General features: G+C 33.0%; 28 protein-coding genes and 1 tRNA gene. 15 read left to right on the top strand and 14 right to left on the bottom strand.

Annotation, left to right across the window (positions count from 1 at the left end; translation table 11 throughout):
- Positions 1 to 40: 40 nt before the first annotated feature.
- From KORDIASMS9_RS13795 to KORDIASMS9_RS13775, 5 genes are all read left to right on the top strand, one after another.
- Positions 41 to 586 (top strand): AAA family ATPase, encoded by a 546-nt coding sequence (locus KORDIASMS9_RS13795; protein WP_114903397.1) that lies wholly within the window; start codon positions 41 to 43, stop codon positions 584 to 586.
- Positions 583 to 2,487, top strand: a complete 1,905-nt coding sequence (locus KORDIASMS9_RS13790) for an ATP-dependent DNA helicase RecQ (protein WP_114903396.1) — start codon at positions 583 to 585, stop codon at positions 2,485 to 2,487. The genes KORDIASMS9_RS13795 and KORDIASMS9_RS13790 overlap by 4 nt, the downstream gene beginning before the upstream one ends.
- A complete protein-coding gene (gene fmt, locus KORDIASMS9_RS13785) occupies positions 2,484 to 3,431 on the top strand; it encodes a methionyl-tRNA formyltransferase (protein ID WP_114903395.1) in 948 nt (315 codons plus the stop codon). Before KORDIASMS9_RS13790 ends, fmt begins: the two co-directional genes overlap by 4 nt.
- Before the next feature lie 180 nt (positions 3,432 to 3,611).
- Positions 3,612 to 3,887, top strand: coding sequence for an HU family DNA-binding protein (locus KORDIASMS9_RS13780; RefSeq protein WP_305778362.1), 276 nt, complete (start codon positions 3,612 to 3,614; stop codon positions 3,885 to 3,887).
- 133 nt (positions 3,888 to 4,020) lie between these two features.
- Positions 4,021 to 4,590: a YqgE/AlgH family protein gene (locus tag KORDIASMS9_RS13775; protein ID WP_114903393.1), complete on the top strand. Its 570-nt coding sequence runs from the start codon at positions 4,021 to 4,023 to the stop codon at positions 4,588 to 4,590.
- Here the strand turns inward: KORDIASMS9_RS13775 and KORDIASMS9_RS13770 are convergent, their stop codons facing one another.
- Together KORDIASMS9_RS13770 and KORDIASMS9_RS13765 are read right to left on the bottom strand one after the other, a co-directional pair.
- Positions 4,591 to 5,430 (bottom strand): aminotransferase class IV, encoded by an 840-nt coding sequence (locus tag KORDIASMS9_RS13770; protein ID WP_114903392.1) that lies wholly within the window; start codon positions 5,428 to 5,430, stop codon positions 4,591 to 4,593.
- A 53-nt stretch (positions 5,431 to 5,483) separates the two neighbouring features.
- Entirely contained in the window at positions 5,484 to 5,873 is a 390-nt protein-coding gene (locus KORDIASMS9_RS13765; protein ID WP_114903391.1) for an START-like domain-containing protein, read from the bottom strand.
- 133 nt (positions 5,874 to 6,006) lie between these two features.
- Here KORDIASMS9_RS13765 and KORDIASMS9_RS13760 point away from each other — a divergent pair.
- Positions 6,007 to 6,080: transfer RNA gene (locus KORDIASMS9_RS13760), tRNA-Met, on the top strand.
- Positions 6,081 to 6,203: 123 nt separating this feature from the next.
- Here the strand turns inward: KORDIASMS9_RS13760 and KORDIASMS9_RS13755 are convergent.
- The 4 genes from KORDIASMS9_RS13755 to KORDIASMS9_RS13740 all read right to left on the bottom strand — a co-directional run bounded on the left by KORDIASMS9_RS13755 (position 6,204) and on the right by KORDIASMS9_RS13740 (position 10,844).
- A complete protein-coding gene (locus tag KORDIASMS9_RS13755; RefSeq protein ID WP_114903390.1) occupies positions 6,204 to 6,770 on the bottom strand; it encodes a hypothetical protein in 567 nt (188 codons plus the stop codon).
- Positions 6,771 to 7,033: 263 nt separating this feature from the next.
- Entirely contained in the window at positions 7,034 to 8,131 is a 1,098-nt protein-coding gene (locus tag KORDIASMS9_RS13750; RefSeq protein WP_114903389.1) for a hypothetical protein, read from the bottom strand.
- Positions 8,132 to 8,280: 149 nt separating this feature from the next.
- Entirely contained in the window at positions 8,281 to 9,303 is a 1,023-nt protein-coding gene (locus KORDIASMS9_RS13745; protein WP_114903388.1) for a DNA helicase UvrD, read from the bottom strand.
- The gene (locus tag KORDIASMS9_RS13740) at positions 9,285 to 10,844 is read right to left on the bottom strand and encodes an ATP-dependent endonuclease (protein ID WP_114903387.1); all 1,560 of its coding nucleotides are present in this window, start codon (positions 10,842 to 10,844) and stop codon (positions 9,285 to 9,287) included. Before KORDIASMS9_RS13740 ends, KORDIASMS9_RS13745 begins: the two co-directional genes overlap by 19 nt.
- A 475-nt stretch (positions 10,845 to 11,319) precedes the next feature.
- Here KORDIASMS9_RS13740 and KORDIASMS9_RS13735 point away from each other — a divergent pair, with 475 nt between their 5' ends.
- The gene (locus tag KORDIASMS9_RS13735) at positions 11,320 to 11,727 is read left to right on the top strand and encodes a hypothetical protein (RefSeq protein ID WP_114903386.1); all 408 of its coding nucleotides are present in this window, start codon (positions 11,320 to 11,322) and stop codon (positions 11,725 to 11,727) included.
- A 58-nt stretch (positions 11,728 to 11,785) separates the two neighbouring features.
- On the opposite strand, the gene KORDIASMS9_RS13730 is transcribed toward KORDIASMS9_RS13735, so the two are convergent.
- The 4 genes from KORDIASMS9_RS13730 to KORDIASMS9_RS13715 form a co-directional block, all read right to left on the bottom strand.
- Complete coding sequence (locus KORDIASMS9_RS13730) at positions 11,786 to 12,064, bottom strand: helix-turn-helix domain-containing protein (protein ID WP_114903385.1); 279 nt, start codon at positions 12,062 to 12,064, stop codon at positions 11,786 to 11,788.
- A 376-nt stretch (positions 12,065 to 12,440) separates the two neighbouring features.
- Positions 12,441 to 13,931, bottom strand: coding sequence for a site-specific integrase (locus KORDIASMS9_RS13725; protein ID WP_114903384.1), 1,491 nt, complete (start codon positions 13,929 to 13,931; stop codon positions 12,441 to 12,443).
- Between the two features lie 344 nt (positions 13,932 to 14,275).
- Positions 14,276 to 15,313, bottom strand: coding sequence for a hypothetical protein (locus KORDIASMS9_RS13720; RefSeq protein ID WP_114903383.1), 1,038 nt, complete (start codon positions 15,311 to 15,313; stop codon positions 14,276 to 14,278).
- Positions 15,301 to 15,630: a hypothetical protein gene (locus KORDIASMS9_RS13715; protein ID WP_114903382.1), complete on the bottom strand. Its 330-nt coding sequence runs from the start codon at positions 15,628 to 15,630 to the stop codon at positions 15,301 to 15,303. The genes KORDIASMS9_RS13720 and KORDIASMS9_RS13715 overlap by 13 nt, the downstream gene beginning before the upstream one ends.
- Before the next feature lie 384 nt (positions 15,631 to 16,014).
- On the opposite strand from KORDIASMS9_RS13715, the gene KORDIASMS9_RS13705 reads away from it, so the two are divergent.
- Together KORDIASMS9_RS13705 and KORDIASMS9_RS13700 are read left to right on the top strand one after the other, a co-directional pair.
- Positions 16,015 to 16,299: a hypothetical protein gene (locus KORDIASMS9_RS13705; RefSeq protein ID WP_162819957.1), complete on the top strand. Its 285-nt coding sequence runs from the start codon at positions 16,015 to 16,017 to the stop codon at positions 16,297 to 16,299.
- A 134-nt stretch (positions 16,300 to 16,433) separates the two neighbouring features.
- A complete protein-coding gene (locus KORDIASMS9_RS13700; RefSeq protein WP_114903379.1) occupies positions 16,434 to 17,783 on the top strand; it encodes a hypothetical protein in 1,350 nt (449 codons plus the stop codon).
- A 64-nt stretch (positions 17,784 to 17,847) separates the two neighbouring features.
- Here KORDIASMS9_RS13700 and KORDIASMS9_RS13695 read toward each other — a convergent pair whose 3' ends face one another.
- Complete coding sequence (locus KORDIASMS9_RS13695; protein ID WP_162819956.1) at positions 17,848 to 18,246, bottom strand: hypothetical protein; 399 nt, start codon at positions 18,244 to 18,246, stop codon at positions 17,848 to 17,850.
- Positions 18,230 to 20,932 (bottom strand): MobF family relaxase, encoded by a 2,703-nt coding sequence (gene mobF / locus KORDIASMS9_RS13690; RefSeq protein ID WP_114903377.1) that lies wholly within the window; start codon positions 20,930 to 20,932, stop codon positions 18,230 to 18,232. The genes KORDIASMS9_RS13695 and mobF overlap by 17 nt, the downstream gene beginning before the upstream one ends.
- A gap of 318 nt (positions 20,933 to 21,250) precedes the next feature.
- Between mobF and KORDIASMS9_RS13685 the strand changes: the two genes are divergently transcribed.
- The 4 genes from KORDIASMS9_RS13685 to KORDIASMS9_RS13670 are packed head-to-tail and all read left to right on the top strand — an operon-like array spanning position 21,251 to position 23,366.
- Positions 21,251 to 21,463, top strand: coding sequence for a hypothetical protein (locus KORDIASMS9_RS13685; RefSeq protein ID WP_114903376.1), 213 nt, complete (start codon positions 21,251 to 21,253; stop codon positions 21,461 to 21,463).
- Positions 21,464 to 21,519: 56 nt separating this feature from the next.
- Entirely contained in the window at positions 21,520 to 21,882 is a 363-nt protein-coding gene (locus KORDIASMS9_RS13680; protein WP_114903375.1) for a DUF3768 domain-containing protein, read from the top strand.
- Positions 21,883 to 21,893: 11 nt separating this feature from the next.
- The gene (locus KORDIASMS9_RS13675; protein WP_114903374.1) at positions 21,894 to 22,613 is read left to right on the top strand and encodes an N-6 DNA methylase; all 720 of its coding nucleotides are present in this window, start codon (positions 21,894 to 21,896) and stop codon (positions 22,611 to 22,613) included.
- Positions 22,614 to 22,640: 27 nt separating this feature from the next.
- Positions 22,641 to 23,366 carry a hypothetical protein gene (locus tag KORDIASMS9_RS13670; protein ID WP_162819955.1) on the top strand — a complete coding sequence of 242 codons (726 nt, stop codon included), beginning with the start codon at positions 22,641 to 22,643 and terminating at the stop codon, positions 23,364 to 23,366.
- A gap of 625 nt (positions 23,367 to 23,991) precedes the next feature.
- Here KORDIASMS9_RS13670 and KORDIASMS9_RS13660 read toward each other — a convergent pair.
- Positions 23,992 to 24,246 (bottom strand): hypothetical protein, encoded by a 255-nt coding sequence (locus KORDIASMS9_RS13660; RefSeq protein ID WP_114903371.1) that lies wholly within the window; start codon positions 24,244 to 24,246, stop codon positions 23,992 to 23,994.
- A gap of 93 nt (positions 24,247 to 24,339) precedes the next feature.
- Here KORDIASMS9_RS13660 and KORDIASMS9_RS13655 point away from each other — a divergent pair, with 93 nt between their 5' ends.
- Both KORDIASMS9_RS13655 and KORDIASMS9_RS13650 read left to right on the top strand, forming a co-directional pair.
- Complete coding sequence (locus KORDIASMS9_RS13655) at positions 24,340 to 25,770, top strand: type IV secretory system conjugative DNA transfer family protein (protein ID WP_114903370.1); 1,431 nt, start codon at positions 24,340 to 24,342, stop codon at positions 25,768 to 25,770.
- A complete protein-coding gene (locus KORDIASMS9_RS13650) occupies positions 25,767 to 26,585 on the top strand; it encodes a hypothetical protein (protein WP_114903369.1) in 819 nt (272 codons plus the stop codon). Before KORDIASMS9_RS13655 ends, KORDIASMS9_RS13650 begins: the two co-directional genes overlap by 4 nt.
- On the opposite strand, the gene KORDIASMS9_RS13645 is transcribed toward KORDIASMS9_RS13650, so the two are convergent.
- A complete protein-coding gene (locus KORDIASMS9_RS13645) occupies positions 26,586 to 26,921 on the bottom strand; it encodes a hypothetical protein (RefSeq protein WP_114903368.1) in 336 nt (111 codons plus the stop codon).
- Positions 26,922 to 26,979: the final 58 nt, after the last annotated feature.

Below are 26,979 nucleotides of genomic sequence, written 5' to 3'. Positions count from 1 at the left end.
CCTTACAATTTCCGTAATTTTATCCCATAAATTATTCAGATTGAACACGAAAAGAATACTTATTGTTGGCGGACCTGGCACAGGAAAATCTACCTTAATTACTGATTTAGAAGCAAAAGGACATGTGTGCTTTCATGAAATTTCACGAGAAGTCACAGCCGCAGCACAAAAAAGAGGCATTGAACAATTATTTTTAACACAACCGTTATTGTTTAGCGAATTGCTCCTAAAAGGTAGAATTGAACAATTTAAAGATGCCGAACCGCTCAATACACCCTATGCTTTTTACGATCGAGGCATTCCTGATGTAGCCGCATATATGGATTATACAGGCGATTCGTACCCAGAAATGTTCCACAATGCATGCTACGAGTATACATACGACATTGTGTTTATGTTGGCGCCTTGGGAAGAAATTTATGAGCAAGATAATGAACGTTACGAAAGTTATGAAGAAGCCCAAAAAATTCAACAATATTTGACAACTGCGTATGAAAAACATGGATATCATCTAATTGATGTTCCTTTTGGAACTGTTTCAGAACGTGTAACATTTATCCTAAATACACTTAAAACTCACGAATGACCAAACCGCTTGCACTTCTAGAAAAATACTGGGGACATACTTCGTTTCGTCCGTTGCAAGAAGATATTATCAATGCGGTTATTCAACAAAAAGATACCTTAGCTTTATTGCCCACTGGCGGTGGAAAATCAGTTTGTTTTCAAATTCCTGCATTGGCAATGGACGGAATTTGCATCGTCATTTCGCCATTAGTAGCTTTGATTCAAGATCAAGTTGCCAATTTAAAGGCAAACGGAATTAAAGCAATTGCACTTACAGGCGGACTGAAACGTGAAGAAATCAGTAATTTACTAGACAATTGTGTGTATGGCGATTACAAGTTTTTATATGTGTCTCCTGAACGTTTACAACAAGAAATCATTCAAGAGCGCATCAAGCAAATGAACGTCAATTTGATAGCAGTTGATGAAGCACATTGTATTTCGCAATGGGGAAATGATTTTCGTCCCGCCTATAAAAACATCAATACGCTTCGAGAACTATTGCCAAATATTCCGTGTATTGCACTGACAGCGACCGCAACGCCAGTCGTTGTAAAAGATATTGAGGAAAGTCTGCATTTAAAAAATGTGCAAAAGTTTCAGCAGTCGTTTACACGTGAAAATTTAGCCTATACCGTGTTGGAAACTGAACATAAAATCACAACGATTGAAAAAACCTTGCGCAAATATCCACAGTCTTGCATTGTGTATACGCGCAACCGAAAAAGCACCGTGAGCATTCAAGAAGCGCTTTCACGGAAAGGATTTACGAGTGTGTTTTTTCATGGTGGACTTTCGTCAGAAGTGAAAAAAAAGAACCTTCAGCTTTGGTTGCAAGGAAAAGTACAAACCATCGTAGCAACGAATGCATTTGGAATGGGCATTGACAAACCTGATGTAAAAAACGTGATTCATGTGCAATTGCCCGATAGTTTGGAAAATTATTATCAAGAAGCTGGGCGCGCCGGACGAAATGGCGAATATGCAAACGCCATCATTCTAACGGATGCCAACGATATTGATGCGTTACAAAAACAATTCATTCACAATTTGCCAAGTGTCGATTTTTTAAAACTCGTGTTCAGGAAGCTGTGTAGTTTCTTTCAAATTGCCTATGGTGAAGGCTATGATACCAAACATGCCTTGCCTTTTTACGATTTTTGCAAAGCATATCAATTTCCCACACAAAAAACATATTCCGCATTACAACTGTTGGATAGACATAGTATTATTCAGCTTTCACAGCATTTTCATCGAAAGACTTCTTTAAAATTCATCGTAGATCAATTCAACTTGATGAATTATTTAGATAAGAATCCAAACATTAGTTTGATTACACAAGCTATTTTGCGAACCTACGGTGGCGCTTTTGAACAGAAAATAAATATCAACACACACTTCCTCGCACAGAAATTAGGATTGCCAAAGGGAAAAATTACAGAGACCATTCAGCAGTTGGCAAAAGATGAAATTATACTGTTAGACGAGATTCAAACGGACGCTGAAGTCACTTTTTTAGTTGCACGTGAAGATGACAAAACCATTCATCCGATCGCAAAAGAAGTACAACAACAACAGGAACTGAAAAAGAAGCGCGTTCAATCTGTAATTAACTACATTAAAGATTCGGAAACGTGTAAAAATAAACAGCTACTCTCCTATTTTGGAGAACATACTAAAAAAGCATGCGGCATTTGCTCTGTATGCAAAACCAAAACTACTACAACACCTGATACGGAATTGCAATTCCTCGTAAGAGATGAAATTTTAAAACTTTTACAAGAAAAACCGATGCCTTCTACCGAAATTTGTACCCTTTTACCTTACAGAGAAAATCTTATATTAGCGGTAATTCAATTACTTTTGGAGGCTGAACAGATTACTTTAACAGAAAAAAATACGTATACATATACTATATGAGAGATTTAAGAATCGTTTTTATGGGCACGCCCGATTTTGCCGTAGCAACATTACAAGCACTTTTAGACGCAAATTACAATGTAGTTGGCGTAATTACTGCACCTGATAAGCCTGCAGGTCGTGGACGAAAATTGCATCAATCGGCAGTAAAGAAGTTTGCATTGGCAAATGATTTGACCGTGTTGCAACCTACCAATTTGAAGCGCACTTCTTTTGTTTCAGCATTGAAAGCGTTAAACGCGAATTTACAAATTGTCGTTGCATTTAGAATGTTGCCAAAGGTTGTTTGGCAAATGCCCGAATACGGAACCTTTAATTTACACGCTTCTTTACTTCCTGATTATAGAGGTGCCGCGCCAATTAATTGGGCAATTATTAACGGAGAAACCAAAACGGGCGTCACAACATTTTTTATTGATGAGAAGATTGATACAGGCGCGATGATTTTTCAGGAAGAAGTTTTGATTGATCCTTCCGAAAATGCAGGTTCATTACATGATAAACTGATGACTATTGGAAGTGGTTTGGTGCTGAAAACCGTTCAACATATAGAAAAGGATGAAGTTTCCACGACAATACAACCTACTATTGAAGAAACCAAAACGGCCTACAAGATTCACAAAGAAACTTGCCAAATTGATTGGACAGATACGATAGACAATATATATAATAAGATTCGTGGGTTGAGTCCGTATCCTACTGCTTGGACCACTTTATATAATGGAGAAGATCGCTATACTATTAAAATATATGAGGTAGAAAAGATTGTCGAAGCACATCAACATGCAGTTGGAAGTGTGATTAGCACTAAAAAAGAGGTAAAAATTGCTATCCAAGAAGGTTACATTTTTTTGAAAATTGTACAGCTTCCAGGAAAGCGTTCAATGGAAATTAGTGCTTTGTTAAACGGTTTTCGCTTCGAAAAAGAGGCAAAAGTCTCGTAACCCTTATATTTACTGATACGAGAGAAAAACAATAAAAAATCGTTGTGTTTATTAACAATCGTATTAAGTTATCAACAAAAACGCGGTTTTCCCGCGCTATTACTTGCATGGCAAAGAAATCCGTATAAATTTGTAGTGCTTTTAAAAAATAATGTTTAACCAACAATTAATAATTCAACAATTATGAACAAAACAGAATTAATTGACGCAATGGCTGCTGACGCAGGAATCTCTAAAGCTGCAGCAAAGAAGTCATTGGAATCATTTTTAGGAAATGTAGAAGGAGCTTTAAAGGACGGAAAAAGAGTTTCTTTAGTAGGTTTCGGATCTTGGTCAGTTTCAGAAAGAGCTGCAAGAGAAGGAAGAAATCCACAAACTGGAAAAACTATCCAAATTGCTGCTAAAAAAGTAGTAAAATTTAAAGCAGGTTCTGATTTAGGAAAAGCAGTAAACTAATTATATTACATATAAATTAGACAAAAAGCACCCAAATTTGGGTGCTTTTTCGTTTTATATAGGTTTAGATAATTTCTTGAATTTGATTATTTGGTTTTTTTTTAATAGATTTAAGTAACCTAAAAAAAAATAAATGATAGCCTTAAAACCAGATAAAGGACATCTTTTAATAGCTGAACCATCTATTATAGGAGATGTATCTTTCAACAGATCAGTTGTTTTACTTGCTGATCATACTGAAGAAGGTTCCATTGGCTTTATTTTAAATAAACCACTAAATGTGCATCTTTCTGACTTGATTCCGCAATTTTCGAACGCAAAAACGACGTTTAAAGTATATAATGGCGGACCTGTAGAACAAGATAATTTATATTTTATTCATAAAATACCACATTTGGTGCCTAATAGTATAGAAATTTCGCTGGGGATTTATTGGGGCGGCGATTTTTCTTCTATTATTAAATTGTTGGAAGAAGACAAATTACAACAAGATGACATTAAATTTTTCTTAGGTTATTCTGGTTGGCATGCCAATCAACTTAGTGAAGAATTGAATTCCAATTCTTGGATTATTGTGGAGAATGAGTTTCAGAAAGAAATCATTTCCAAATCTTGCAAATCTATTTGGCGTAAAAAAATGATGGAACTTGGTGGTGAGTATTTGATTTGGTCGAATGCTCCTGAAGATCCGAGTCATAATTAGTTACGCGCCTAGTCTAATTTTCATATTTAATTTTGCGATTAAATCTCTTGCAACCGTAGATTCAAACTGCTTTTTTCGGTATTTTGTAATCGGTACAATTCCTTTGATGACATTTGTTATAAAAAACTCGTCTGCTTTTTGAATTTCAAACGGAGAGATACTTTCCTCTTTCAATTCATAGTTAGGTGTTTTTTCAAGAATTTCTATCAATTGCTTTCGCAGAATTCCTTTCAAACATCCATCTGTAATTGGTGGTGTTTTGATTACATTATCTTTCACCAAGAAAATATTTCCATTTAAGGCTTCTACCACACTTTTATCTTCATTGACAAGCAAACAGTTATCTAACGCATTTTCTTTCGCATAAATACTTCCTAAGACATGAATGACTTTGTTATTCGTTTTTAATGTGGAAAGCAATCCTTTATTGATGTAAAAATCTTTGTATAGATCGACTTCAAATGTTGCGTCTGAAAGCAAATAAAAAGGAGATGTAAGTGTATTGACTGTGATTACATATTCAATTTCATTGGAAGTTGGCATGTAGAGTCCGCCATTGCCTCGATAGACTGTAAAACGAACACGAGCGTTTGTCAAATCGTTTGTTTTTATGGTATTTAGAATTTCTGCTTCTAGGAATTCCATGGTAAAATTCATCGGAATTTCCATTCGAAGAATTCGCATTGATTCCATGAGTCTGAAATAATGATCTTCCCAAAAGAGGATTTTATGTCCCACAATTCGAAGCGTTTCAAATAAGGAATCGCCATATTTTATTCCTCTATTTTCAACATCTAAGAGCGTCGTTTCTTCGCTGATATTTCCATTAAAATTTACCATAAAAAAAGCCTTGATTTTCTCAAGGCAAATATACTTCTTATAAATGGTTTTTCTTAGCGTGAACCCAAAACTTGTTTCAGGCTTCCTATTTGGTTTTCCCACAACATTTTACCTTCTTCCACTTCTTCATCATCATCTGCATGATCGATGACAATTAGGGAAACATCTTTCGTAATTTCGTCGACAACGATTTTCAATTCAAAATAATATGGCGTGTCTTCATTCTCTTCCCATTGAAAGCGGATGCGTTCGTTGTTCTTTTTGGCTAATAACTTTGCTGTTTCTTCGCTACCATCCCAAATAAATGTAAAAAGTTCTCCTCGAGAATTTACGTTATCTGCATACCACTCGGACAATCCTGAAGGTGTTGACAGGTATTGGAATAAAAGCTGTGGTGAAGATTGTATAGGGAACTCAATTTCGTATTTAATTTTATCTGACATGCTGTATTTCTTGATTATGTTGCTGACAATATATACATTAATTAATAAGTTTAAAAGAAAAGATCAAAAAAAATAAATTTTGTGGATTATTTGCTCAAAAAAAAATAGTTCCTATATTTGCACCCGCAAACACGGCGAGGTAGCTCAGTTGGTTAGAGCGTCGGATTCATAACCCGGAGGTCTCGGGTTCAATTCCCGATCTCGCTACTACTATAAACACTAGAAAAGCTAAGATTCTGAATCTTAGCTTTTTTGCTTTCCTAAAACATACCTAAAACATTTTAGATTTTAATAACATATAAGTTGGTTTGGATAAATTATATACTTAATTTAATAATGCCGGTTTGCAGGTAGAGAATCTAACTCAAAATATTCAAATTCAGGAAGGTTCATAGTTTCAGCCCACAAAATATCGCCATATTTTTTCTTTAATTTATCATAAATTTCTTTGCTATAATTACTATTATTAAAATTAAGCACACCCTTTTCGTCATTAATACACCATCCCATATTAACAGGTGAATTCACTAAAATATCTATTTTCTTGATCTTTTGATTTAAAGAATCATTATTAGCTAACATTTCTGCAAAATCAATTTCTGATGCTAAACTTGTTCGAATTAGTTTTTTTAATTCCTTATTAGAAACAGTGTCTGTTGCTGTCCAAAGTCTTAATACTTCATAACCTAACTCTACATTAGCTGTTTTTTGAGAAGTTTTAAAATTTGGATATGTAATTGCCAAAAATGAAAAAAATGCTCCCAATATTACAATACAACTTAATACAAAAGAGCGATTTCTATGTGATCTCTTATGGTTCAAATCTTCAATTTGCTTATTTATTAAATCTATTTGTTTAGATTCTAATTTTTGTATTCCTCTTTTTATTCGATTCATAACTAATTATTTTATACTGCAAAACAATATACACATGTATGAGATTTTGTTTTTACTCTTGGTATATTTTAAATTCATTATTGAGTTTATTTAAATTACTCATAACGACAATATTTTATAATATTTGTCTTACATTTTTAAAAATTGTTACAGCTTTATTCTAAAAAATAGAATCCGCAAAACCATTGAATCCAATTGACATAAAAAGCTTTTCTTATTTTTTTTAATCGCCCTATCTTTTCTTAAAGTTCTTAATTTACTCTTTATTGATATACGACTTTCTCATCAATTCTATCTTGATCTTCTTTTAGTTCATAATAGTGATCAACTTCATTTGTTAATGTTTGATCTTCAATAATTGGGTTAACGTTAATAATTAATTCTCCATTATTCTTATAACCTCTCGCTAAGAATACCCATGAAAGTTTAATTTGATATTTTTCTGGCATTGGTCTTATCCATAAAGGATATTTTCTATGGTCACTTTGAATAATGGCTTTGGAAGATTCCAAAGTGAATTCATCATTGTATTCAAGAAATGCACTAGGATTACTAATTTTTGCAATACTACTTCGAGATAATTGATCCTCGCTGGCATCATAATTACCTAAAAATTTATATTTTCCCTCAACCTTAAACGTGAGCTTCCAATCTTCAAGAACTTCTTGTCCTGTATTGGTAAGCAATAAATTCATGGTGCAATAAGATAAATTTTTACCACTCCTATGAGTACTCCAGTCGCCTGTTAGGTCTAAAATGTGTATATTTCCTCTTCTTGGATTGTGAATGGATGGTGGTTTTATGACAGTTACAATTTTAGAATTATAAAATTCAGGATTAACTTCAATTACGGTATCTTGATTTTCATCGAACAAAAGTTCAAAATCGAATTGCGTTTTGAACTTTTGAGAATTCATATAATAGTCATGCACATCTTTATGCTCTTCGATAAGATCGACGATATCTTCCCAACAAAAAAGTAAAATTTCAAAGCTTTGATTTTCTCTATTTTCAAAATCTTTTAGTCTTACATACTCTTCTATTATTGAGTCTTTATTTGATGTTGTAGCAAAAATTAAAACGGTTAAATTCGGCTTGAATGATCTTGCTTTTTCAATTTCTATATCTATTTCCGACTTAGTTAATTTTGCATGTGTGTACGAGTCTTTACCTTTACATTGAATGCCCCAATAATTTTTCTCATTTTTTGGAATACCATAAACATCAACACCATTTTGGATTTGTCCTGCTCTACCATTTTTCTTTATCTTATTTGGTATTTTCCAAATTTCGCCCCAAAGTTTTTTACACAAGGACTCAAAATCTTGCCAATTTTCTGGTTTTGGGAGTTGTTTTTTCATTGCGTAATATTTGTTCTAAAATTAAAAAAAATACATCTTAGAGATTTTTCAAATTAAAAATAGCAAGTGTCTATAATGTTGTCAGCTATATTCCCCTATTTTTTATCTAAAGCAAATAGCAGATATAATTCATTTTTGATCAAACATTTCTATTTCAATAGTTTTTCATTAACTAAATAACAATTACCACGGGTTCTTGATAGAGCTACATAAAGTTTGTTTTTAGTTCTCTTAGCCAACTTCTTTAAGTTATCTTTTTTATATAAATTGTATGTAGTGGTATTCATTATTATACAGGTGTCGATAAAATCATCTTCACCCTTGCATTCACCCCAATTTTTTGCTTTAAAATCCCTTTTATTCGCATTGTTATAAACTAACTTTATTATGTTATTATTATTTAAAATTGGAATCAATTTTTGTTTATCTTCAATTAATGTAATTTTTGTTTGATCAGTTCTATGAGAGCCAATATTAATATCTAAATTATCAGTTATATAATTACATATTGTGGGGCTACATCTCCAGCTATTGCTTAATGTTTTTAAATCAATTTTGATATCATAAGCCTCAAACCTTTTTAAATATTTATAAAAATCCTTGTGTAAATTTACATTCACATTTCTATCGAAGCTTGTTACATATGTATGCTGATAAAAATCTCCAACAAAAAGAAAATTAAGATTGGACTTTGAAAGCTCCATTATAAAATTGAAATCGTGACTCCCTAAATCTTGTACTTCATCATAGTAGAAATAATCACAGAACTTTTCTAACCTTAATTTAACATCTTCTATTAAATTCTCAAATTCAATTAGCTTAGCTAGTCTATTATGATAGACATAGCCATTTTTACTCATATATTTTCTTATATCTGAATTTTTGAAGTAATTAGTTTGTTCGGGGGGATTCTCAAGATATATTCCTTTGAGATTATATTTGAAGAATAAAAACGGTTTTACACAAAAGTTGTACAAAAAGTTGAAATAAGTAAATACTTGTATGTTATTTGGTAAATAACCAAATTTTTTAATAATCCGATACCGAATCAAACTCGCGCTGGTTATTGTATAAGTAACTAAATAAAATCGTTTATCTAAATTTAATTTATCAATTAAATTGGTTGTTTTACCTGAGCCTGCAACTGCTAATATTAATTTTTTATCAACCATTCAATTGCATTTTTTATATAATTAGGAACAATAATCTCTGTACTTTTTTTATCTAGTATTTCAAAAGCGCATTCAGCTTTTTCATCAAGCATAAATTGTTGAACACTTCTTGTTCTTCTTCCAGAAGAAAAGAGTTCATCACAAATTTGAGTATTAGTATTATACATTGATATCTCAAATGTTGAAATAGAATTATCTATTTCGGAGAAGACTTTTATATTCGTTGCTATATATTTAACGTACCTGCATACACAGTTTTTTTGATAATCTGTATCATTATCTCTAATTACTGCCGTTTTAATATTTAGCAGTTTAGAAATTTCCAAATATCTTTTAAAACTTGTACCACCAACAGAAATAATATGGACATTTAGTTCGTTCGGCTTGCTCCCTGTAACAATCTCAAAGAATCTTTCTAGTAATATAAACTCTGCATCTCCTTCAACGAGAATCACTTCTTTAGAGAGAATAAACTCCAAGATATTATTATCTGGTGCTTTCATGAAAAAGTTTGCGGTAGAGTCTTCTAAATGAGTTAGATTGATAGAAATTGAACTATTACTATTCAATAAAATGGTATTTCTTAAATCTAATCTTGAACTAATTAAATTACTATGTGTTGCGATGAAAAGTTGTTTATTTTTAGAGTCACTTATTCTTGAAATTAAATTCTTCATGTTCAAATGACTCAGATGATTTTCTGGTTCTTCTAACAAAACAAAGTCTAATTCACTTTTATTTTTTTGCAGAGCAAACTCGGTTTTTATAAAGCATTGACGTCCTTTTCCTTTGTTTTGAATATCAATATTTTCCTCTGTAATAGTTAAGTCTGTTACTAAATTTGATTTTTTATCGTTTTTAATTCCAAATTTATAGTCTCCAGTTTTTTTATTAACGTCAGCTAGAACTTTCTCACGATAATCATTCTTATATTTTCGATACTCATTTAAGTGTTTATTTTTTTCTGAGATAGTTACATTGCTGTCATATAATGTTTTGATGTATTGATTTGTAGCGTATTCATTATTAATGAGGGTATTGTCTAATAAAATATGTTTAAAATCTTTTTTAAAACTTAAATATGGCTGACCAGAGAACTTATAAAAAGTAATCGAATAATATTCAAAAGGAAAGTTTTGTTTTCCTTGTGCTAAAATCTCTGATATATCTTTACTTAATTCGTCACGAGGTTTACAAATAAGAGAAAATCCGTATTCGTCTGTCCCTAAAGTATTATTTCTACCATAATAATCATTTTTATTTCCCAAATTATCAAAATATAATTCAACCTTAAGTTCAGGTAAAGTTTCGTAGGTATTTGTAACGAAGAAATCTTCGACTGCTTTGGAATTAAAAAGCAAATCCAATCCTTCAGTTTCAACACGATTTCTACTACCTCTAAGGGCTAAGTCAATTGCTAATAATATTGAACTTTTTCCAGACTCGTTATCGCCAATCAATACGTTTAAATTTTCTTTGAAATCTACTTCTAAAAATTCAAATTTTTTGAAGTTAAAAAGTCTAAGTTTTGTGATTTTCATAGTAGTTCGAATTCTTGTTTTAGTTTTATTAAAAGTATTAGTCGCAGAATGCCCTATTTTTATTGAAATACTTGAATAACAAGCTGTTTATTTATAGTAACTTCTTTTATTTTCTATAAATGTAAAACAAAGATTACAATTGTACAATGCGGTTTTCCGCATTTGCGAGTCCATTTTTTGAATATTCCCTTTCACTCATTGTTTCCAGTACCATTTCAAATCCCTAATTAAACATCATTATCGCACACTTTTTAGTGACCTGTGGTGTTATCGATCAATTGCAAATATCGCCTCTTGCCTTTGCGCGCTTGCAAGACCAAGCCCTGCGGGAACACGAACATTTTTTGCACACAAAAAATAACCGATGTTGTCTTGACCTTTCCTACCGCATCGGCAGATGAAGCATTGTTCGAAACCCAACATGCCAAAAGGGAACGATCAAAAAAACAATGTTTAATCTTAAAAATTTAAAATCATGGCAACAGCAACAGTAAAACAAAATGGAACAGCGAAAAAAACGCAATCAACAGTAGCCGTAAAAACATCCGAAAAGGCAAAAGCAACATCTGCAACTAAGAAACTTGTTCAAGAAGTAATTCCACCAGTCACAAAACCAATTAGTTTACATGACCGTATGAATAACTTTGAGAAACTTAACGGTTTAGCCAATCAACGCACACGGCTCATGACAACTTTAACGAGCTTAACTAAGTTCAAATACAATAATGGCGACTCGTGTGTATTTTTAATTCGTGATGAAAATGGCGAAGAATTTAAAACAACCAATACCAATCTTATTCAACTTGTGACTAATCATTTACAAGACACATTACTTCACCGTAAAGAAGAAATTGAAAAGAAGATTGTGCAATTTGAGTTGTAATTAAAAACCAACTCTTTGAGAAAATAGCCTCTCGGTTTGAGAGGCTATTTTTTTATTCCTATTTCTTTGGTGCATGTGTAGAAGCTAGAAGATTCCCCTCATTGTCATGAAGTTTCATCCCTAATCCCAAAACATCGAGCCAGCAGAGCAAATGAAAAAGTATCGGAACGCGTTTGCCCGTTTCCCATTTTGCTACCTGGGAATCTGACATTCCCAATTTTTGATTGACTTCTTCTTGTGTCATATTGAGTTCTTTTCGTCTTTTGACGAGTTTGTCTATAATCTCCTTTTTAAAATCTTCTTTCGATTTTCCTTTATAGTTAAATGTTAAGTTCATTAAAAATCTCCTTTGTTGGTTTAGGTTTGCCAATGTTTTAGAGATTCGTTTTTAATTTGTGTATGGACATAAAAGTCATACTATTCAATGCTTTACATACAGTTTTAAGTCATTTTATGTGCATGGTTTTAATATTCAAAAATCATTATCACTTCTGCTAACGCTAACTTTGAAAAGGAAAACAATATGGTAAAAACAATTGAAAATAACGCTGTTATTCTCATTGACCCAGAACAGGAAGATAAAGTCGTGGCAGAGTTGCTCTTTATGCTCAACAGTTTTGTCTCAATCAAAACTGCTGAGATTGTCACAACGCTTGATAAAGCAACGCAATATCGCTTGCGTATTGAAAAACGCTTTCCACGACTTTATTCAATTACCCCTTTAGGTCAAAGGAAAGCCTATAAGATACTTGATCTGAAAAACTGGCTTGAAAATCCTGCTTCGTATCAACAGTCAAATGATTAGGCTTTTTAAAAACCTGTTCTCGTAACTGATCAAAACTTGGAACGCTCTCAACATTTTTGCAGTTGATAATAATTTCAATCGCTTTGTTGAGAGCGTTTATTGCCATTTCTTTTTCCTTACTATACGCATATTGGTCATAGACCGCCGTAATACTGTTATCGACATGGTTTAGACAGAGTTTTGTTAAATCACGTCGCCCGAACAAGCCTGCAATGAGAGTTGCGCTTGTTCGGCGTAAATCATGTGGTGTAAACGGTGTTTCTATTCCAAACTTATCCCAATGCCGTTTAATCGGTTGTGAAAGCGTATGATCACTCATTGGTTTTTGAGCTTGTTCTTTACCCTGTTCTCGATCTCTGTGACCATTAGAGCCAAAGACAATTCCTTTTTCGTTTGAATAGGGTTTGACCTTTTCAAGAATATTGAAAGCTAAATCGCTTAAATAAATACGATGTAAATGCCCATTTTTTGTCATCGGTAATGTCCAGATACGGTCTTTCCAGTTAATATCCGACCATTTCATTAATCGAACCTCACACCCACGCGCCACAGTCACAAGCATAAATTTTAATGCCAATCGTGTGACTGGCATCATCGGCACAGTTTCAATATTGTGCCAAAATTGATAAATTTCTTGTGGTGAGAGATGACGTGAGCGTTGCTTTTTCTTGACATTCAGTTTGATATCTAAACACGGATTATCGCGCCTGCGCATTAATCCCATATCAGCCGCGAAATTAAATAATCGTCTGACATAGCTATACAGGTGTGTTGCGGTGCTTGGAGCTTCACGTTCGACGATAATCGTGTGAAATATCTGTGATAAGTCTTTCGCTTGAATAGTGGTAATTTTACGCTTTCCCAATACAGGAATAATATCTTTTTCTAAACATTTACGCTCAATATCATAACTTTTCTTTTTAGCCTTTTTGCAATGTTCTAAATAAAGCGTAATGAGTTCATGTAATGTCAATTCATCAAAAGATTTTTGCTTTTGTTCTTGGCGCTCTTTAATCGGATCAATACCCTTTTCAACTTTCTCTTTAGCCTCTTGATAGAGAATTTTAGCCTCTCTCAATGTCACAGCAGGGTATTTGCCTAAACTCAATCGTCTTTTCTTTGCGTCAATGCGATAGGTATAAACCCATGTTTTTGTTCCATGAGGCGACATACGAATACCAAACCCTGATAATCCCTGGCACCAATAGTCAATTCGCTTTGATTTTGGCTTTAAATGACGAATCGTGACATCCGTAAATTTAATAATTCGGCTCCTATGGGTACCATTTTTGTTAATCTTTGGCTTGTCAGCCTTTGAATCATTATGTTTTTTTGTTTCGTCGCGGGTACCACTATGGGTACCAAATTGACCGTTTTTGTATGAATTTGAATGCAACATGATGCAATTCTCCTTATCTAAAAAATAAGTAGTTCATGTTTTATATCGACTCATTAAAGACATCACTATGCACATAAAAAGTGCTGTGTCCCCTTTATAGAAAGGGTTTCAATTTTCTACTGGACAATCAAGGAAAAACTAACTATACAACTATAGTCCGTTTTACAACGGTATTCCCCGATAGCTCAGTTGGTAGAGCAAATGACTGTTAACCTACTGCGAAAGCCAACAAAATTTTGCTAAACCATTGAATAATCAATATAAATTTTCATTAAACTACTTAAAATGGTTCTATGGGTGGCAGTATGGGTACCATTTTAGCATGAAAATGTAGAGAAGGGAATCTAAATAGCATTAACCATTTTATACATAAAAAGATAAGCTTTTCTCGGAAACTTGGTTTTCCATGTAATAGGTGTCTTTGCAGAGATACCATACACTTTCAAATTAATATCATTCGATTTGGTATGATTTTTTTGATGAAGTTCATTTTTCCAAAGAGACTTTAAATCCTCTATCTCTGCCCTTATTTTAGTAATAATTCTAAGTTCCTCAGCAGTTAAAAGATCATTACAAAGATTTCTAAAACCCTTTGCAATCTTTAAATTCCTAATTTCTAATGCAGATTTAAGTATGCTCTGATTACCGCCCTCTTTTATTATAAATTTAAGTAGAGGCGGTGTTGATATATCTAAAGGAAGATGTCTATAGACAGTATCTTCAGCTAAGGATTTAATGATAGGAACTCTAATTTCTTCATTGAGAGAATTTAGTAAATCCATAGCAAGTGTTTTTTTCATCTCCTTAATTTCAGAAAGCTTTACTCTAAATGGTGATGGAAGATAAGATATTCCATTGTGTACAGCTTCAACATTGTACATTCTAACTCTCAACTTTTGATGCTGAATAAATATTTTAAACAGGTTAGTGTCTGACCTTTTTAATATCTCAACCTTGGGTTCTAAATTATTTTCAAAAAAATGTTTTTGAACAAAGTTAGTAAGTTCATCTTCATAACTTTTTTCTCTGTTCAGTTTTAAGAATTCTTCTTTATTGAAATTATAATCTCGAACTATTTCTTTTTTAAAGAGTGAAGTGTCGTTTTGATTTATTGTATTAATTTCTTGAATACAATCACCAAATAAATTAAATAATTCTGGAAAACGTTTTTTTGGGTTTACAACATCACTACCAACACTAATTTTTTCATGTAAAACAAGTGATTGAATTAATGTATTGAAAGTTTTTTTTGCATAGTCATTTAGTTTGAGATATTCTTTTGGAGTAATATCATGGAGACAAGCAACATGCAGTGTAAAACCATCTATCAAGATAGAGTTGGCATTCTTTTTATTTTCATAGTCAGATATTAATTTTCCCATAACACAATATTATATAAACCATATATTATCGAGCCTAATAACCAAAGAATCCAGTATATTATATAGGCTGCTAGTGCAATTACAGAACCCCAAACGAAAATATAGCATCCTACAATGATTAATTGACCTAATAATGCCCCAATTATTGCTCCCAATGGCAACATAAGAATTAATGTGCCAAGTTTGACTTCATCAGCACTATACCCGTAAATAAATGCAAGTGCTAAAGCCCCTATACAGGCACATATTACAGTAAAAGCTTTATGGGTTTCATCGGATTCTAAAAAATCTATTAATTGATTAATTTTTTCAGTCATTCTCTAAAGAATTATAGAAAACATTAATTTTATAATTATTAGTAGACACAACTTTAAAAATGTTACATTTTAGTACTTTATAAGTAATCCATTTATTTTCATAAAAAAAACTAACATTACTATACTACTTGATATTTACTAACGAATGAGAGTAAAGAAATAATTTTAGATAGAACACATAACCAAAAGCCATACAGTTATTAACAAAGTTTTTATTTACCTTCAAAATTCAATATGGTTTTTGAAATCCGTTCTGTAAAAACTACAATGAAAGCTAAAGAAATTGCATAATCAAAAATACTATCATCTATTTCTCTAAGAATTAGGTCAATTATTAATAATACAATATTGACATAAACACAATATTCTGGTACAATTCTTCGCATGTCAGTTTTAAAAAAATTTAAGAACAACACACTTTCTTTTTTCTCATGTAAAAAGACTTCCAATCCTTTATTGGAAAATGAAAAACAAATTGATGATTACCTTATCAAAAGAGAAAAAATGATTGTAAAAGACCCTTTATCTTTAGAAAATATGCAAAATACAATGGATAATCTAATGATTGAAGAATTCAAAGAGAGTTATCCAGACTTAGTTGAAGAATATATTAAACTTATCGAAGATCGAAAAAAATTTAGCAAAGTTGTAGACAATTACTTTAAATAGTAAACATATAATATGACAGTTTTTTAATGTTAATTCTTTTTTTTTAAAAGCAAAAAACATTATTTTTGGAATAAACCTCCCAAATCGAAAACATTAAAGTCTTTTTGCTTGTTAATCTTTAATTTTTGTTTTAAATGATATCATTTATACGTATTGTAAGATTTGCCTTATTTGCGCTTTTCTTATTAGAAATTCTTACTTGGAATCCCTCTGAAGAAGGCGGCACAATTGTTCAGAAATTTTTACTAATGACAGGGTTAGAAACCTCAACAGGATGGTTTTACACCGCAACAGTCGCTATGATTTTCAGTATATCATTTCCTGAAATCTGGGGTTTAATCAGAAATTTCATTGAAGATAATATTTCAAGACGATTAGTTAAAAAGTATGTGAGTTTTAAAAATAAATACATAACATTAATTCTTTTCTTAGGGATTATTATAATAGTTTTTATTTGGTATCTAGTAAATCAATCAATTGAAGTAGATCAGAGTTTATTTGAATTTATTGGCAGCCTAAAAAGGAGCAAGTCCTTTCTTACAACACTATACTGCTTAGTTCCAATAACAACCATAATTATTTGGGTAAATAATCGTTTTACACTTCTAAATGAAACAAGTAAAGACGAATTAGTCGTTGCATATAGTATTAAACCGAATGCTCCGAGCTACCTCATATCTGGTCAAATGTCTGTTTTTGAATTAGATAAATTGCTTGGCAATGATAAAAACGATTATACTATCAAAGTTATTCGGGATTTTCCCGAGCCAATTACGGTATCATTAAACTTAGGTAATATAGAAACTAATTTTACTTTGCAAGTTAAATTAGGTGCATCTGTCAGTCAGCAAATTCATTTAGAAGATGCGAAATGGATTGATAAAACTTTTAGTGATATAAATAAAAAACAAGACAGTAGCCTTGTAAAGATTTTGACAGATTTTTCAGAACAAACAATCAGTCAGGCTAAACTCGATGTGACCGCTCTAATATCCGAAAAAGTAGATAACACTAGTGATTTACAAGTAAATTATTTATTAATGAAGAGGTATCTTGAATTTGTTGATGGCATTGAGAAAATGCTTTCGGAACGTATAAGAATGGTTACCAACTCCAATATACAGGTTATAGAAGTTGAAATTCCAACCAAAAAAATGGTTCCAAATAATATTGATAAAAGAATTCAAGAAGATCATAAGTCAGCACAAAGCCAATATCAAAGCATAACAACAAGCTCAATCGGAGAAAAAAGTCTAGATGATAACTCTTTTAGCTCTTTAAGAAAGGCTGAAGAAATATTAGGTTCCAAAAAGAGACAAAAATTGTTCAATCTGTCCCCAGATGATATAAATAATTTAGTAAAAGCTACAAATACAGTATTTGAAACAAGTAAGGTTAATTTTGAAAAAAAATATTTACTTAGTTCAAAGAAAAAAGAAGAAACCCAAAATAATGATGAAGATTTTATTATTGATATAGGGTAAAATATTTCTTTCTCTATTAAACATTTTCAGTTATTGGCTTTCAGTACTTATTTATAAATAAAGTTTACTCTTTCCCTTTCCACTCTATGATGATGGAAGTTATAAACGGTTCATCATCGGGAAGATCATTTGTGTAGCGTTCATCATTGGCTTTAAGGTTTTTGAGATTGAATTGTCGCAATTCATCATAAATTGCATCAAGACAATAGCCATTGATGGTTACTTGATGCGTGGCAAACATAATCTTAATGACACGCTTTTTATTGTCGGTTTCAATCCAAGATGTCAAATAATGACTATACGGGAAATTCTGCCGTGTATTGTCTTTTTTGATAAAATCAATCGTTTTGCTGTCGCCTGTCTCAAAAACTGTTAATGTACTTTTATTAGTATTATTTTGGTCTTCATCACTTTTCTCATCTGTGCCGAAGTGCAAGCTCTTAAAATCATATTTCTGGCTCATATCCTTTGTCTTTACTTAGGGTTATTTCTTTGCTTTTATTAATATCTATATCAATAGTTTTGGTGTTGAAGTATTCATCTGTAACGAGTTCAGTTGCGCCTTGTCTGTTCCCTGTCTTTTCAATATGGCTTAAAAGCTGTTCGCCGTCATCCGTGTAAACCGTTACATTCTCTCGGGCGCGTGATACCGAAACATAAAACTGTTTTTGATTACTGGCAGGAAATGTTGCACTCGGTTGCGCAATTATGACATTATCAACTGTTTTTCCTTGTGCACCATAAGAAGTCGTTGCATAGGCGTAATCAAAATTGCCATGATCTTGTTTTAAAATAAACTCACTTTTTCGTGATTTAGAAACCTTAACCGCTTTAATATTTCCCTCACGCGTAAAACCTTGAATCGTTAGGATTGTACTATTATTCAAACGCCGTCCATTTACATCATAGCCATTTTTACTGATGCGAATTTCATCACCTTTACTTAAATTAATTTCGTTTGAAGCATACACATCATAATCCTTTGCTTTTTGGGTTTGCAGGGTATGATGTGTGCCTTTTTTATCAATAACATAAATCTGTTTATTCTCAATCTTGGTTACAGTTAAAGCCGAACCTTTCCGAATACCTGTCATATTCTGATGGGTTTGGATGATTTGCCCTTGTTTATAATTACGATGATCTTGTTTTTGTGCCTCACTAAAATGTAAGTTGTGATAGGTTGTGACCGATTTTTCACGTTTACCAATCATGCCCAATTCTTTTAAATTCTCTCGGATTTTTAAATTAAGTTCTGCGCGCCCTGCCCGTGTTGGTGTAACAACAAGTACAGATTTTTTATTTAGTTTACTTTCAATAAAATCATGGACAAGTTGTGCATTAATCTCACTCGCTTCACGGGTTTTAATATGTCCTTTATCATGAAGCATGGTAAAAGCTGTTCTCACATTCCCTTTGCTAATCTCATGGACAGCCTGTTTGTAATAATCAACCTTTTGACGATAAATCTGTTCCATTGACACAATTGGAATATGCCCGACACTTTGCAATAAACGCATTGCATCGCCACGCATCACGGCTGAATGTTGTCGTGGATCACCCGATAAGATCAAACGTGCTTGTTGCTGTTCTGCTAAATCTAATAATTGTGCCATATCTTGACTTCCCAACATTCCTGCCTCATCGACCCATATTACTTGATTTCTTGTTTGTTCCTGTAACCTTGTATCTAAGAGTAATCGCGCTACCGTATCAGCTTTATCAAACCCCTCTTTGTGTAATACATCACGCGAAGCTTCTGATGTGGGCGCAAATAAAAAACAAGACTTACCTGTTTGTTCTATAGCGGGAACAGCCGATTTTAACAATGTGGTTTTTCCTGTTCCTGCACCACCTCTAATCATTGACAGTCGATCCTGTGAGGTCATCACATGGTTCAAGGCTAATTGCTGTTCATCATTTAACTGCTGATATTGTCTTAAATCAAAACCAGCCTGTAAGGGTCTTACTTTACCAATTCCATCACGCGCCAGACTTATCATCCGTCGTTCTTCCGCGTGGACAAGCTGTGTCGTACATAGCATCTGACTTCCCATTTTAATCTTAAAAACCTCATCATTTGTATCAAATGCTTGTTCAATATCAGCGAATGTAATATCGCTGTTATCAATTGCATATAAGTAACTCTGCGCTAAAATCTGTCGATCACGCTTAACAGAATTTCTTGTAAACACATGGTTTATCGCATGATTAACAGCGTGTTCAGCGCTCATATTAATATCGGTGGTTTTAATTTCTTCGGGCGTTTCTGAAGTAATATCTTTATCGGCTAATTGTTCTAGCCATTCTTCTTGCAACTCTGGCATAGTTAAGTTCTTATTTTTTGCTTGTCGTGTCCTCGCACCTAATTGTGCCAATTCTTGTGGATTGGTAATGCCTTTTTCTTTGGCAATACGCCCAATGAGATCAGTACGTTTTGAGAAATGCTCAATCGCTTTTTGTGGTACAACAGCTACTTCAAACGCATCACGTGTTTTACGAATATCATAGCCACAATTTGAAAGCTTATCGGCTAAACGTTTTTGAAATCGCGCCTGATAATACGGCATATCACGTTTGATATTATGAAATTGGCCTGCTTTGAATTTACTCTCAACCTCATCATAGGTCACATTAAAGGTAAAACAATGGCAATGTAAATGTGGGTCGGGTGCATGACCATCGACAGGACGCGCCGTTTGATGCACAAAATTCGTCCAGAGTAACTCGCTTGTTTGTCGATCATCATTTTGCTTATTAAGGCGAATACGCGTTTGAACATCAGCTTCAATTTCCAACATCGTCTCATGAACACTTGTCTCAAAACTTTTCAGTACACGTTCATCATCACCAAGCGCATGCAATATTGACACGGATTTTGGACAATGAAAACTGATATCATAACCAACACGCCGATCATGAACCGTTTTTGGTGTTAAAGACTGATTTGTTATCGGATTGATATTATCACAGAGTTTCTCAAATGTGGCTTTATCAATCATCTGGTTTTCAATACCTAATCGTTTGGCGATTTTTCCATTAAAAACCCCATTAAGTTCCTGATCTTCGATATAGTAATCAGCGCGCGATAACGCATCACGAAAATAATCTTTCGCTTGCGCACTCGTTTGACTTTGAAACATTCGAATCATAACACACTCCTTGTTGATCAATTGTTCTAACAAAGAGATTTCGGGGACACTATGCACATAAAATTGCGCTACTCATTGACATCTTAAAGTTAAGAATATTCTCTCAAATATTACGTTTTTACTTGTGATTTTTGTGTGCATAGTCATCTACAAAACACATCTTTATGTTTGCCCATCAGATGAACACTCACTCTAACACAACGCAAAAATTTTCTTATCCTCTGCCCGCTCCAATCCGTGTTGTTCCAAGAAAATTTTTTCTGCCTTGCGTTCCGTTGCATTCATCATCTGATTAACAACAAACAAAGGAGATTTAAGATGACAGATCAAACACAAAACCAAGAGCCAAAGAAAGGCAATCGACCCACCCATAGCGTTTATGCCAAAGCCTATGTCAACGGACAAAAACTGAATGTGAAAATTGGTGGCGCATGGAAACATTCCAAGGGTAACGGCTTCAATATCTCTCTCAATGATATGGTCGTTTTTGAAAATAATCCTAAACCAAAAGCCAAATCAGAAACAAAATAATCCCAAGAGGGAAGCTTGATACTTCCCTCTAACCTCTCAACATTTAGGAGTTAAAAATGACGAAACGAAACACAAAACTTATTGCTCAACAAAATGATCTCTTTCGACAAAATTATGGCGATACGAATGCGCAAAAAGAAACAGGTATTCAAGGACAATATTGTATCACACCTGGCATTTCAGAAATGCCAATTTTAGAACAATTTAAAATCACCATGGCGGTGCGCAATTTCAATAATTTTAATAAAGATAACGATCCCTATGGTGAACATGATATGGGGAGTTTTAAGCATAATGCTGAATCGATTTTTTGGAAGATTGATTGCTACGATCTCAATTATGAATATGGTTCTGAAGACCCAAGTGATTTAAGCAAAACACGCCGTGTCTTAACCGTTATGTGCGCACACGAATATTAGGAGGTCATATCATGTCACAATCAAAACACTATAATGCCTATAAAGAATTTCAAGATCATATGAACATCCTTGGGCGACGTTATGAACTTAGCCGCGTTTTCGATGACTTTTTATCACTAGCAATTTGTAGTTTTCATCGCACCAATATTCAATCGAAACTCACGCAAAAAGACGCAACTAATGAAGAACTTTATCACAGTATTATCAATAAATATGATCAAAAAGCGATTGATCTCTTTCCTAAACTACTCGGTGCCTTACAGCTTTCTGTTTATAACGAACCCTATTCTGATCTGTTAGGTGATTACTTTACTGAACATATTACACGCGGACAAAACGGACAGTTTTTTACTCCACAACCGATTTGTGAATTAATGTCACGTATTAATGCGTGCGATATCACGCAAGGCAAACGTGTTTATGATCCATCTTGTGGTTCTGGTCGCACACTATTATCTTTTGCTAAACACGCACCTGATAATTACTTCTTTGGCAATGATGTCAGTTCCACATGCGCTAAAATGACCACGCTGAACTTTTTCCTTAATGGTTTGCGCGGCGAAGTGGCTTGGATGAATACATTATCCCTCGAATGGTACAACGCATGGCAAGTCAATTGCCAAGGCATTGGGATTCTCCCTGTGCCAAAAGAAAACTCCATTCTTTATCAAGAAAAACCACACACTAAAAATCATAAACGTCACAATAAAGAGCAACTAACATTGTTTTGATATAAATACCTCAACACAAAAGAAAATATGAAACATATCTACATAGTAATTTTATTATTTGTCTGTCAAATGGCTTGCTCTCAAAATGCTCAATCAGATAAAAATTTAGAAGATTATTTTAAAGCCTATTCAAAAGCAATTATTGAGGAAAATGTTGCAAATGAACTACAATTAATACACCCTGCATTATTTGAAAACTCCTCAAAAGAAGAAACAATTGAAGATTATCTCAAAATGATATCACGCAGAGATACAACGCAGATTAAGAAAACAAATAAAATTATAGCGATAAAAAATATTTCTGATCCGATAAAAAAGAGAAACATAGAGTACCGAATAATTGACTATATCATTATTACAGAAATTGTTTTTAAGAAAAAACTCTATGATAAGATGAGACAATCTGATTCAATTAATAAAACGAAAAGATGGTATAATAAATCAATTTATGAAAGTTTGGGAAGAAGAGATACATCCATTCAACCTCTATCTTTTGATCAAAATGCAAAGATTGGAATCTATTCATATCATAAAAGAATTATAGCCGTTAGAGAGCCTCAATCTAAACAATGGTGGTTTATATCGGATAAATGGTGCGACCTAACAACATCACGAAAAGCAAAACGAAATTTGGCATGGCGATTTAACTATTCCTCTCAAATATGTTTTATATCTGATATTGATTTATATATCCCTAAAGACATTCTAAAAGCAATAAAAAAACCATTAGGCTATAATTCGGTTTATCATTAATTCATATTCTACTTATTTACTTCACCAAGCATTGCATAATATTAGTTCTAGTAAGATTTTAAGGGTTTTTATTTTTCCTTTTAAGGAAAACATCTTGATTATCTAATATGAAGAAATGCATACCAACGGTTGTAAAAAACCATAAAAGATATGGTTCAAATTCACTTCCATGTCGAATAAATATCTCTCGATATAGCCAAAAGAAAACATAAGTATTAAAAGCGATAACATATGTAGTTGAAAAGTTTCTTTTGTAACACATCAACCATAGATTTTTTCTACAAAAAAAGCTTAGGGATAAATGAAAGTTGTTTACAGTGCTTTTCATACCTAACAGTTTTCCAAATCGTTTAAAAGAATAAATTGATTGTTACATCAATGGTTTACTCTTTCCCTATACGGTGTTATTTTCCAATCCTAAACCATGTTTCTATCTTTAAATTTTCTTAGCTTGCATCGCATCGGTTGAAATTTACAGACAATCTATTTTAATTTGTATTGAGTTAATACATGCACCAATATGTATCTACATGAAATGATGCAATATTTTACCTATACGATGCTTTTTCTTAAACCTATACAGTGCTTTTTTGGATCAGACAACTCCCCTTTGCGATGCAAATGATCATTTTTTCAATTCTTCCAATGCAACTTCCATTATTCTTATAATATCTTCTTTTTCAAGATAACCATTTTCAATAGTAGAAGTAATAATAATTGGAATATCTTCGATTGGTATCTCACTTGAACTTCGAGGACTAAAACCACCTGTTGACGTTGGATATCTGTTTCTTACTGATAAGGTATTATCATTCCATGTCGATGTACCAAATTCAATTTTATGTCCATTTCCTAATTCTATTATTCTATCAACTTTCATTATGTTTTTTTGATAAAAATAAGCAAAAACATTAATTCATGTAAGAAAATAATTCTTATTTTTAGTAAGTGTAAATTTTAAAACGAAGCATCTATGACTAAGATTCTAGATAAGCCACTTATTGAGTGGCCAATGGGACATCCCTTTACAGTTCGCAATGCGTGTGAAGGTGTTTTGATCTTAGGTGGTTTAGGAAGTGGAAAAACATCGGGTTCTGGTGCATTATTGGCAGGACGATATTTAAAGAATAAATTTGGCGGATTGGTTTTAACTGCCAAAGAAGAAGAAGTCCAACTTTGGAAAAACTATTGTAAAAAATATGGTCGTGAAGATGACCTAATTATTTTTGGCGTGGATTCTGGCTATTGTTTTAACTTTCTTGATTATGAAAGTAGCCGTAGTGATAAAGCCCAAGGAATTATTCACAATATAGCTGATACGCTTAAAACTGTGATTAAGGCAGGCGCAAGTGACGGTCAAGAATCTGATAAGGCATTTTGGGACACCGCTTTGCAACAACTTCTCGTTAACACGGTTGATCTTTGTTTACTTGCATCGAAAAAAATTAAGTTTGAACACTTATATAAAGTTGTGCAATCTGCACCTAAGAATAGACAACAACTCAATAACCCTAAATGGCGTGCGCAATCTCAATGTTTTAAATTGATACATCATGTTGCTATTCATTTAAAAGATGTACCTAAATCAAAAGAAAATGATGCACTAGCCAGACGATTACATTCGATTGAAGATTTTTTCCTTGGTAATTGGCTCAACCTTTCTGAAAAAACCCGATCTATTGTTGAACAGATGTTTTTTGGATTTGGTGATCGTTTTATGCGCGATCCGCTTTATTCACTCTTTAATTCAACAGAGGGAACACAAGTAACACCTGAAGACACCATAAGGGGGAAAATTATTGTTATTAACTTACCCTATCTTATTTATGAAAATACAGGACGAGACGGACAAATTCTCTTTAAATATGTTTGGCAACGTGCCATGCAACGACGAAAAATAAAAGAAAATAGCCGACCAACCTTTTTATGGGTTGATGAGGCGCATTACTTTCTCCATGACCATGATATAGATCATCAATCAACAGCACGAAGTTACCGTGCATGTACTGTCTATCTCACGCAAAACTTACCCAATTTTAGCCTACACTTTGGTGGTCGCGATAAAGGTGCGTATCAATTCAAAGCATTAGCCGGAAATTTAGGAACGAAATTCTTTCATGCAAATTCTGATGTTGAAACGAATGAATACGCATCTGAACTCATTGGTAAAACTTTTCAATGGATGGCTAACGAAAATGTTTCTTTTGGGGATAAAATGAGTGTGTCAGAGGGAAATTCGCAAAGTTTGATCCATATTATTCAATCATCGGATTTTTCCAGTCAAAAAACTGGTGGTCCGCTTAATAATTATGAAATAGAAACGGTTGTTCACAGGCAAGGAATACCCTTTGAAAATACGAAGAGAAATTACGCATTATTCACTATAAATCAACAAAACTTATGAATTTATCAGACAATAAAATTTTCAATAACAATAAGTCAGAAACACGAAATATTTTTGTTGAAACGCATTTTGGAAAACCAAATATATTCATAGCTCTTTTGAAAGAGTTTTTCCTTGCTTTTGCCATTTATGGCTCATCCTTTATTGAAGTATTTTTAAGGAAACGCTTTGGTGAAAGATATATGTCGATTTCTCATCCAATCATTACAACTATACTTATTTTCTATTTTGGAGGTTATTTTGCTAAGCTTCTTAGAGCAAGAAACGGTTTTTCATTCTTGCTCATATTTATATTGATCTATTTAGGATTATCTATTAAGCATCGTATGGAAATTTCCAAATATGGTACAACCTATGATTTTAAACGTTTTAGTCTCTCTCATGGGGAAATTGCACCTTTTTGGTATAAGATTATTGGAAAAAGAATATTTGGTGTAAAGATTAATGAGTACACAGTAAAAGTTGTTCTTGAACCTGCTCTCGCTTTTTTAGTTGGTTCCATATTATTGTTTTTCTCTTTTTCCCGATTAGTCGGTGGTATTTTGATATTTTCTGCCATTTGCTTTGCTATCAAAAACTTTACGCAAGCGCAATTGGGACGGAACTGGGTTCTTGATATCATCGACGATAAAATATGTAGTGAATTGAATTATGATCTATTTATTGAACGCAAACCAAGTCAAGAAACCAAAGGGATTTATTTACCCATTGAATTACCTGAAGAAGAAGAAACCCGCAGGATGCTTTACAATGCCTTTAATCAATCAATGGGGATTGAAGAAGATATATGGGTTAATGATGAACTGGATGATTAATCATTTATCCCTCGTGTCAAGAAATGGCGCTTCTGCCTCTTTAGGATCAAATAAATGCGCCTGTTCGGGCGCTCTTTCCAGAATGTATCTTTTTATATGAATAATCATATTATGCAAACGCTTGTCAAATTGACTCTGTGAAACTTTACCAATTTTAAGCTCATGTAATTCACGCCGAAGACACTTTTCAACGCTTTTACTTGCAACATAGGCAGGTTTGAAACCTAATTTTTCTTTAATTAACGTTTGTGCTTGCTCTTTATATTCAGGGTAAAAATTACAAAACTCTTTAACAGAATTCCATTTATACTTTGGGGCATAATTTTTAGATATCATGTTAAACCTCTATTCTCTTGACATAAAGAATAACATAAAAATCATTAAATTTCAACTA

Source organism: Kordia sp. SMS9 (assembly GCF_003352465.1).
GTDB lineage: Bacteria > Bacteroidota > Bacteroidia > Flavobacteriales > Flavobacteriaceae > Kordia.
This window is presented reverse-complemented; position numbering and strand designations above follow the sequence as displayed.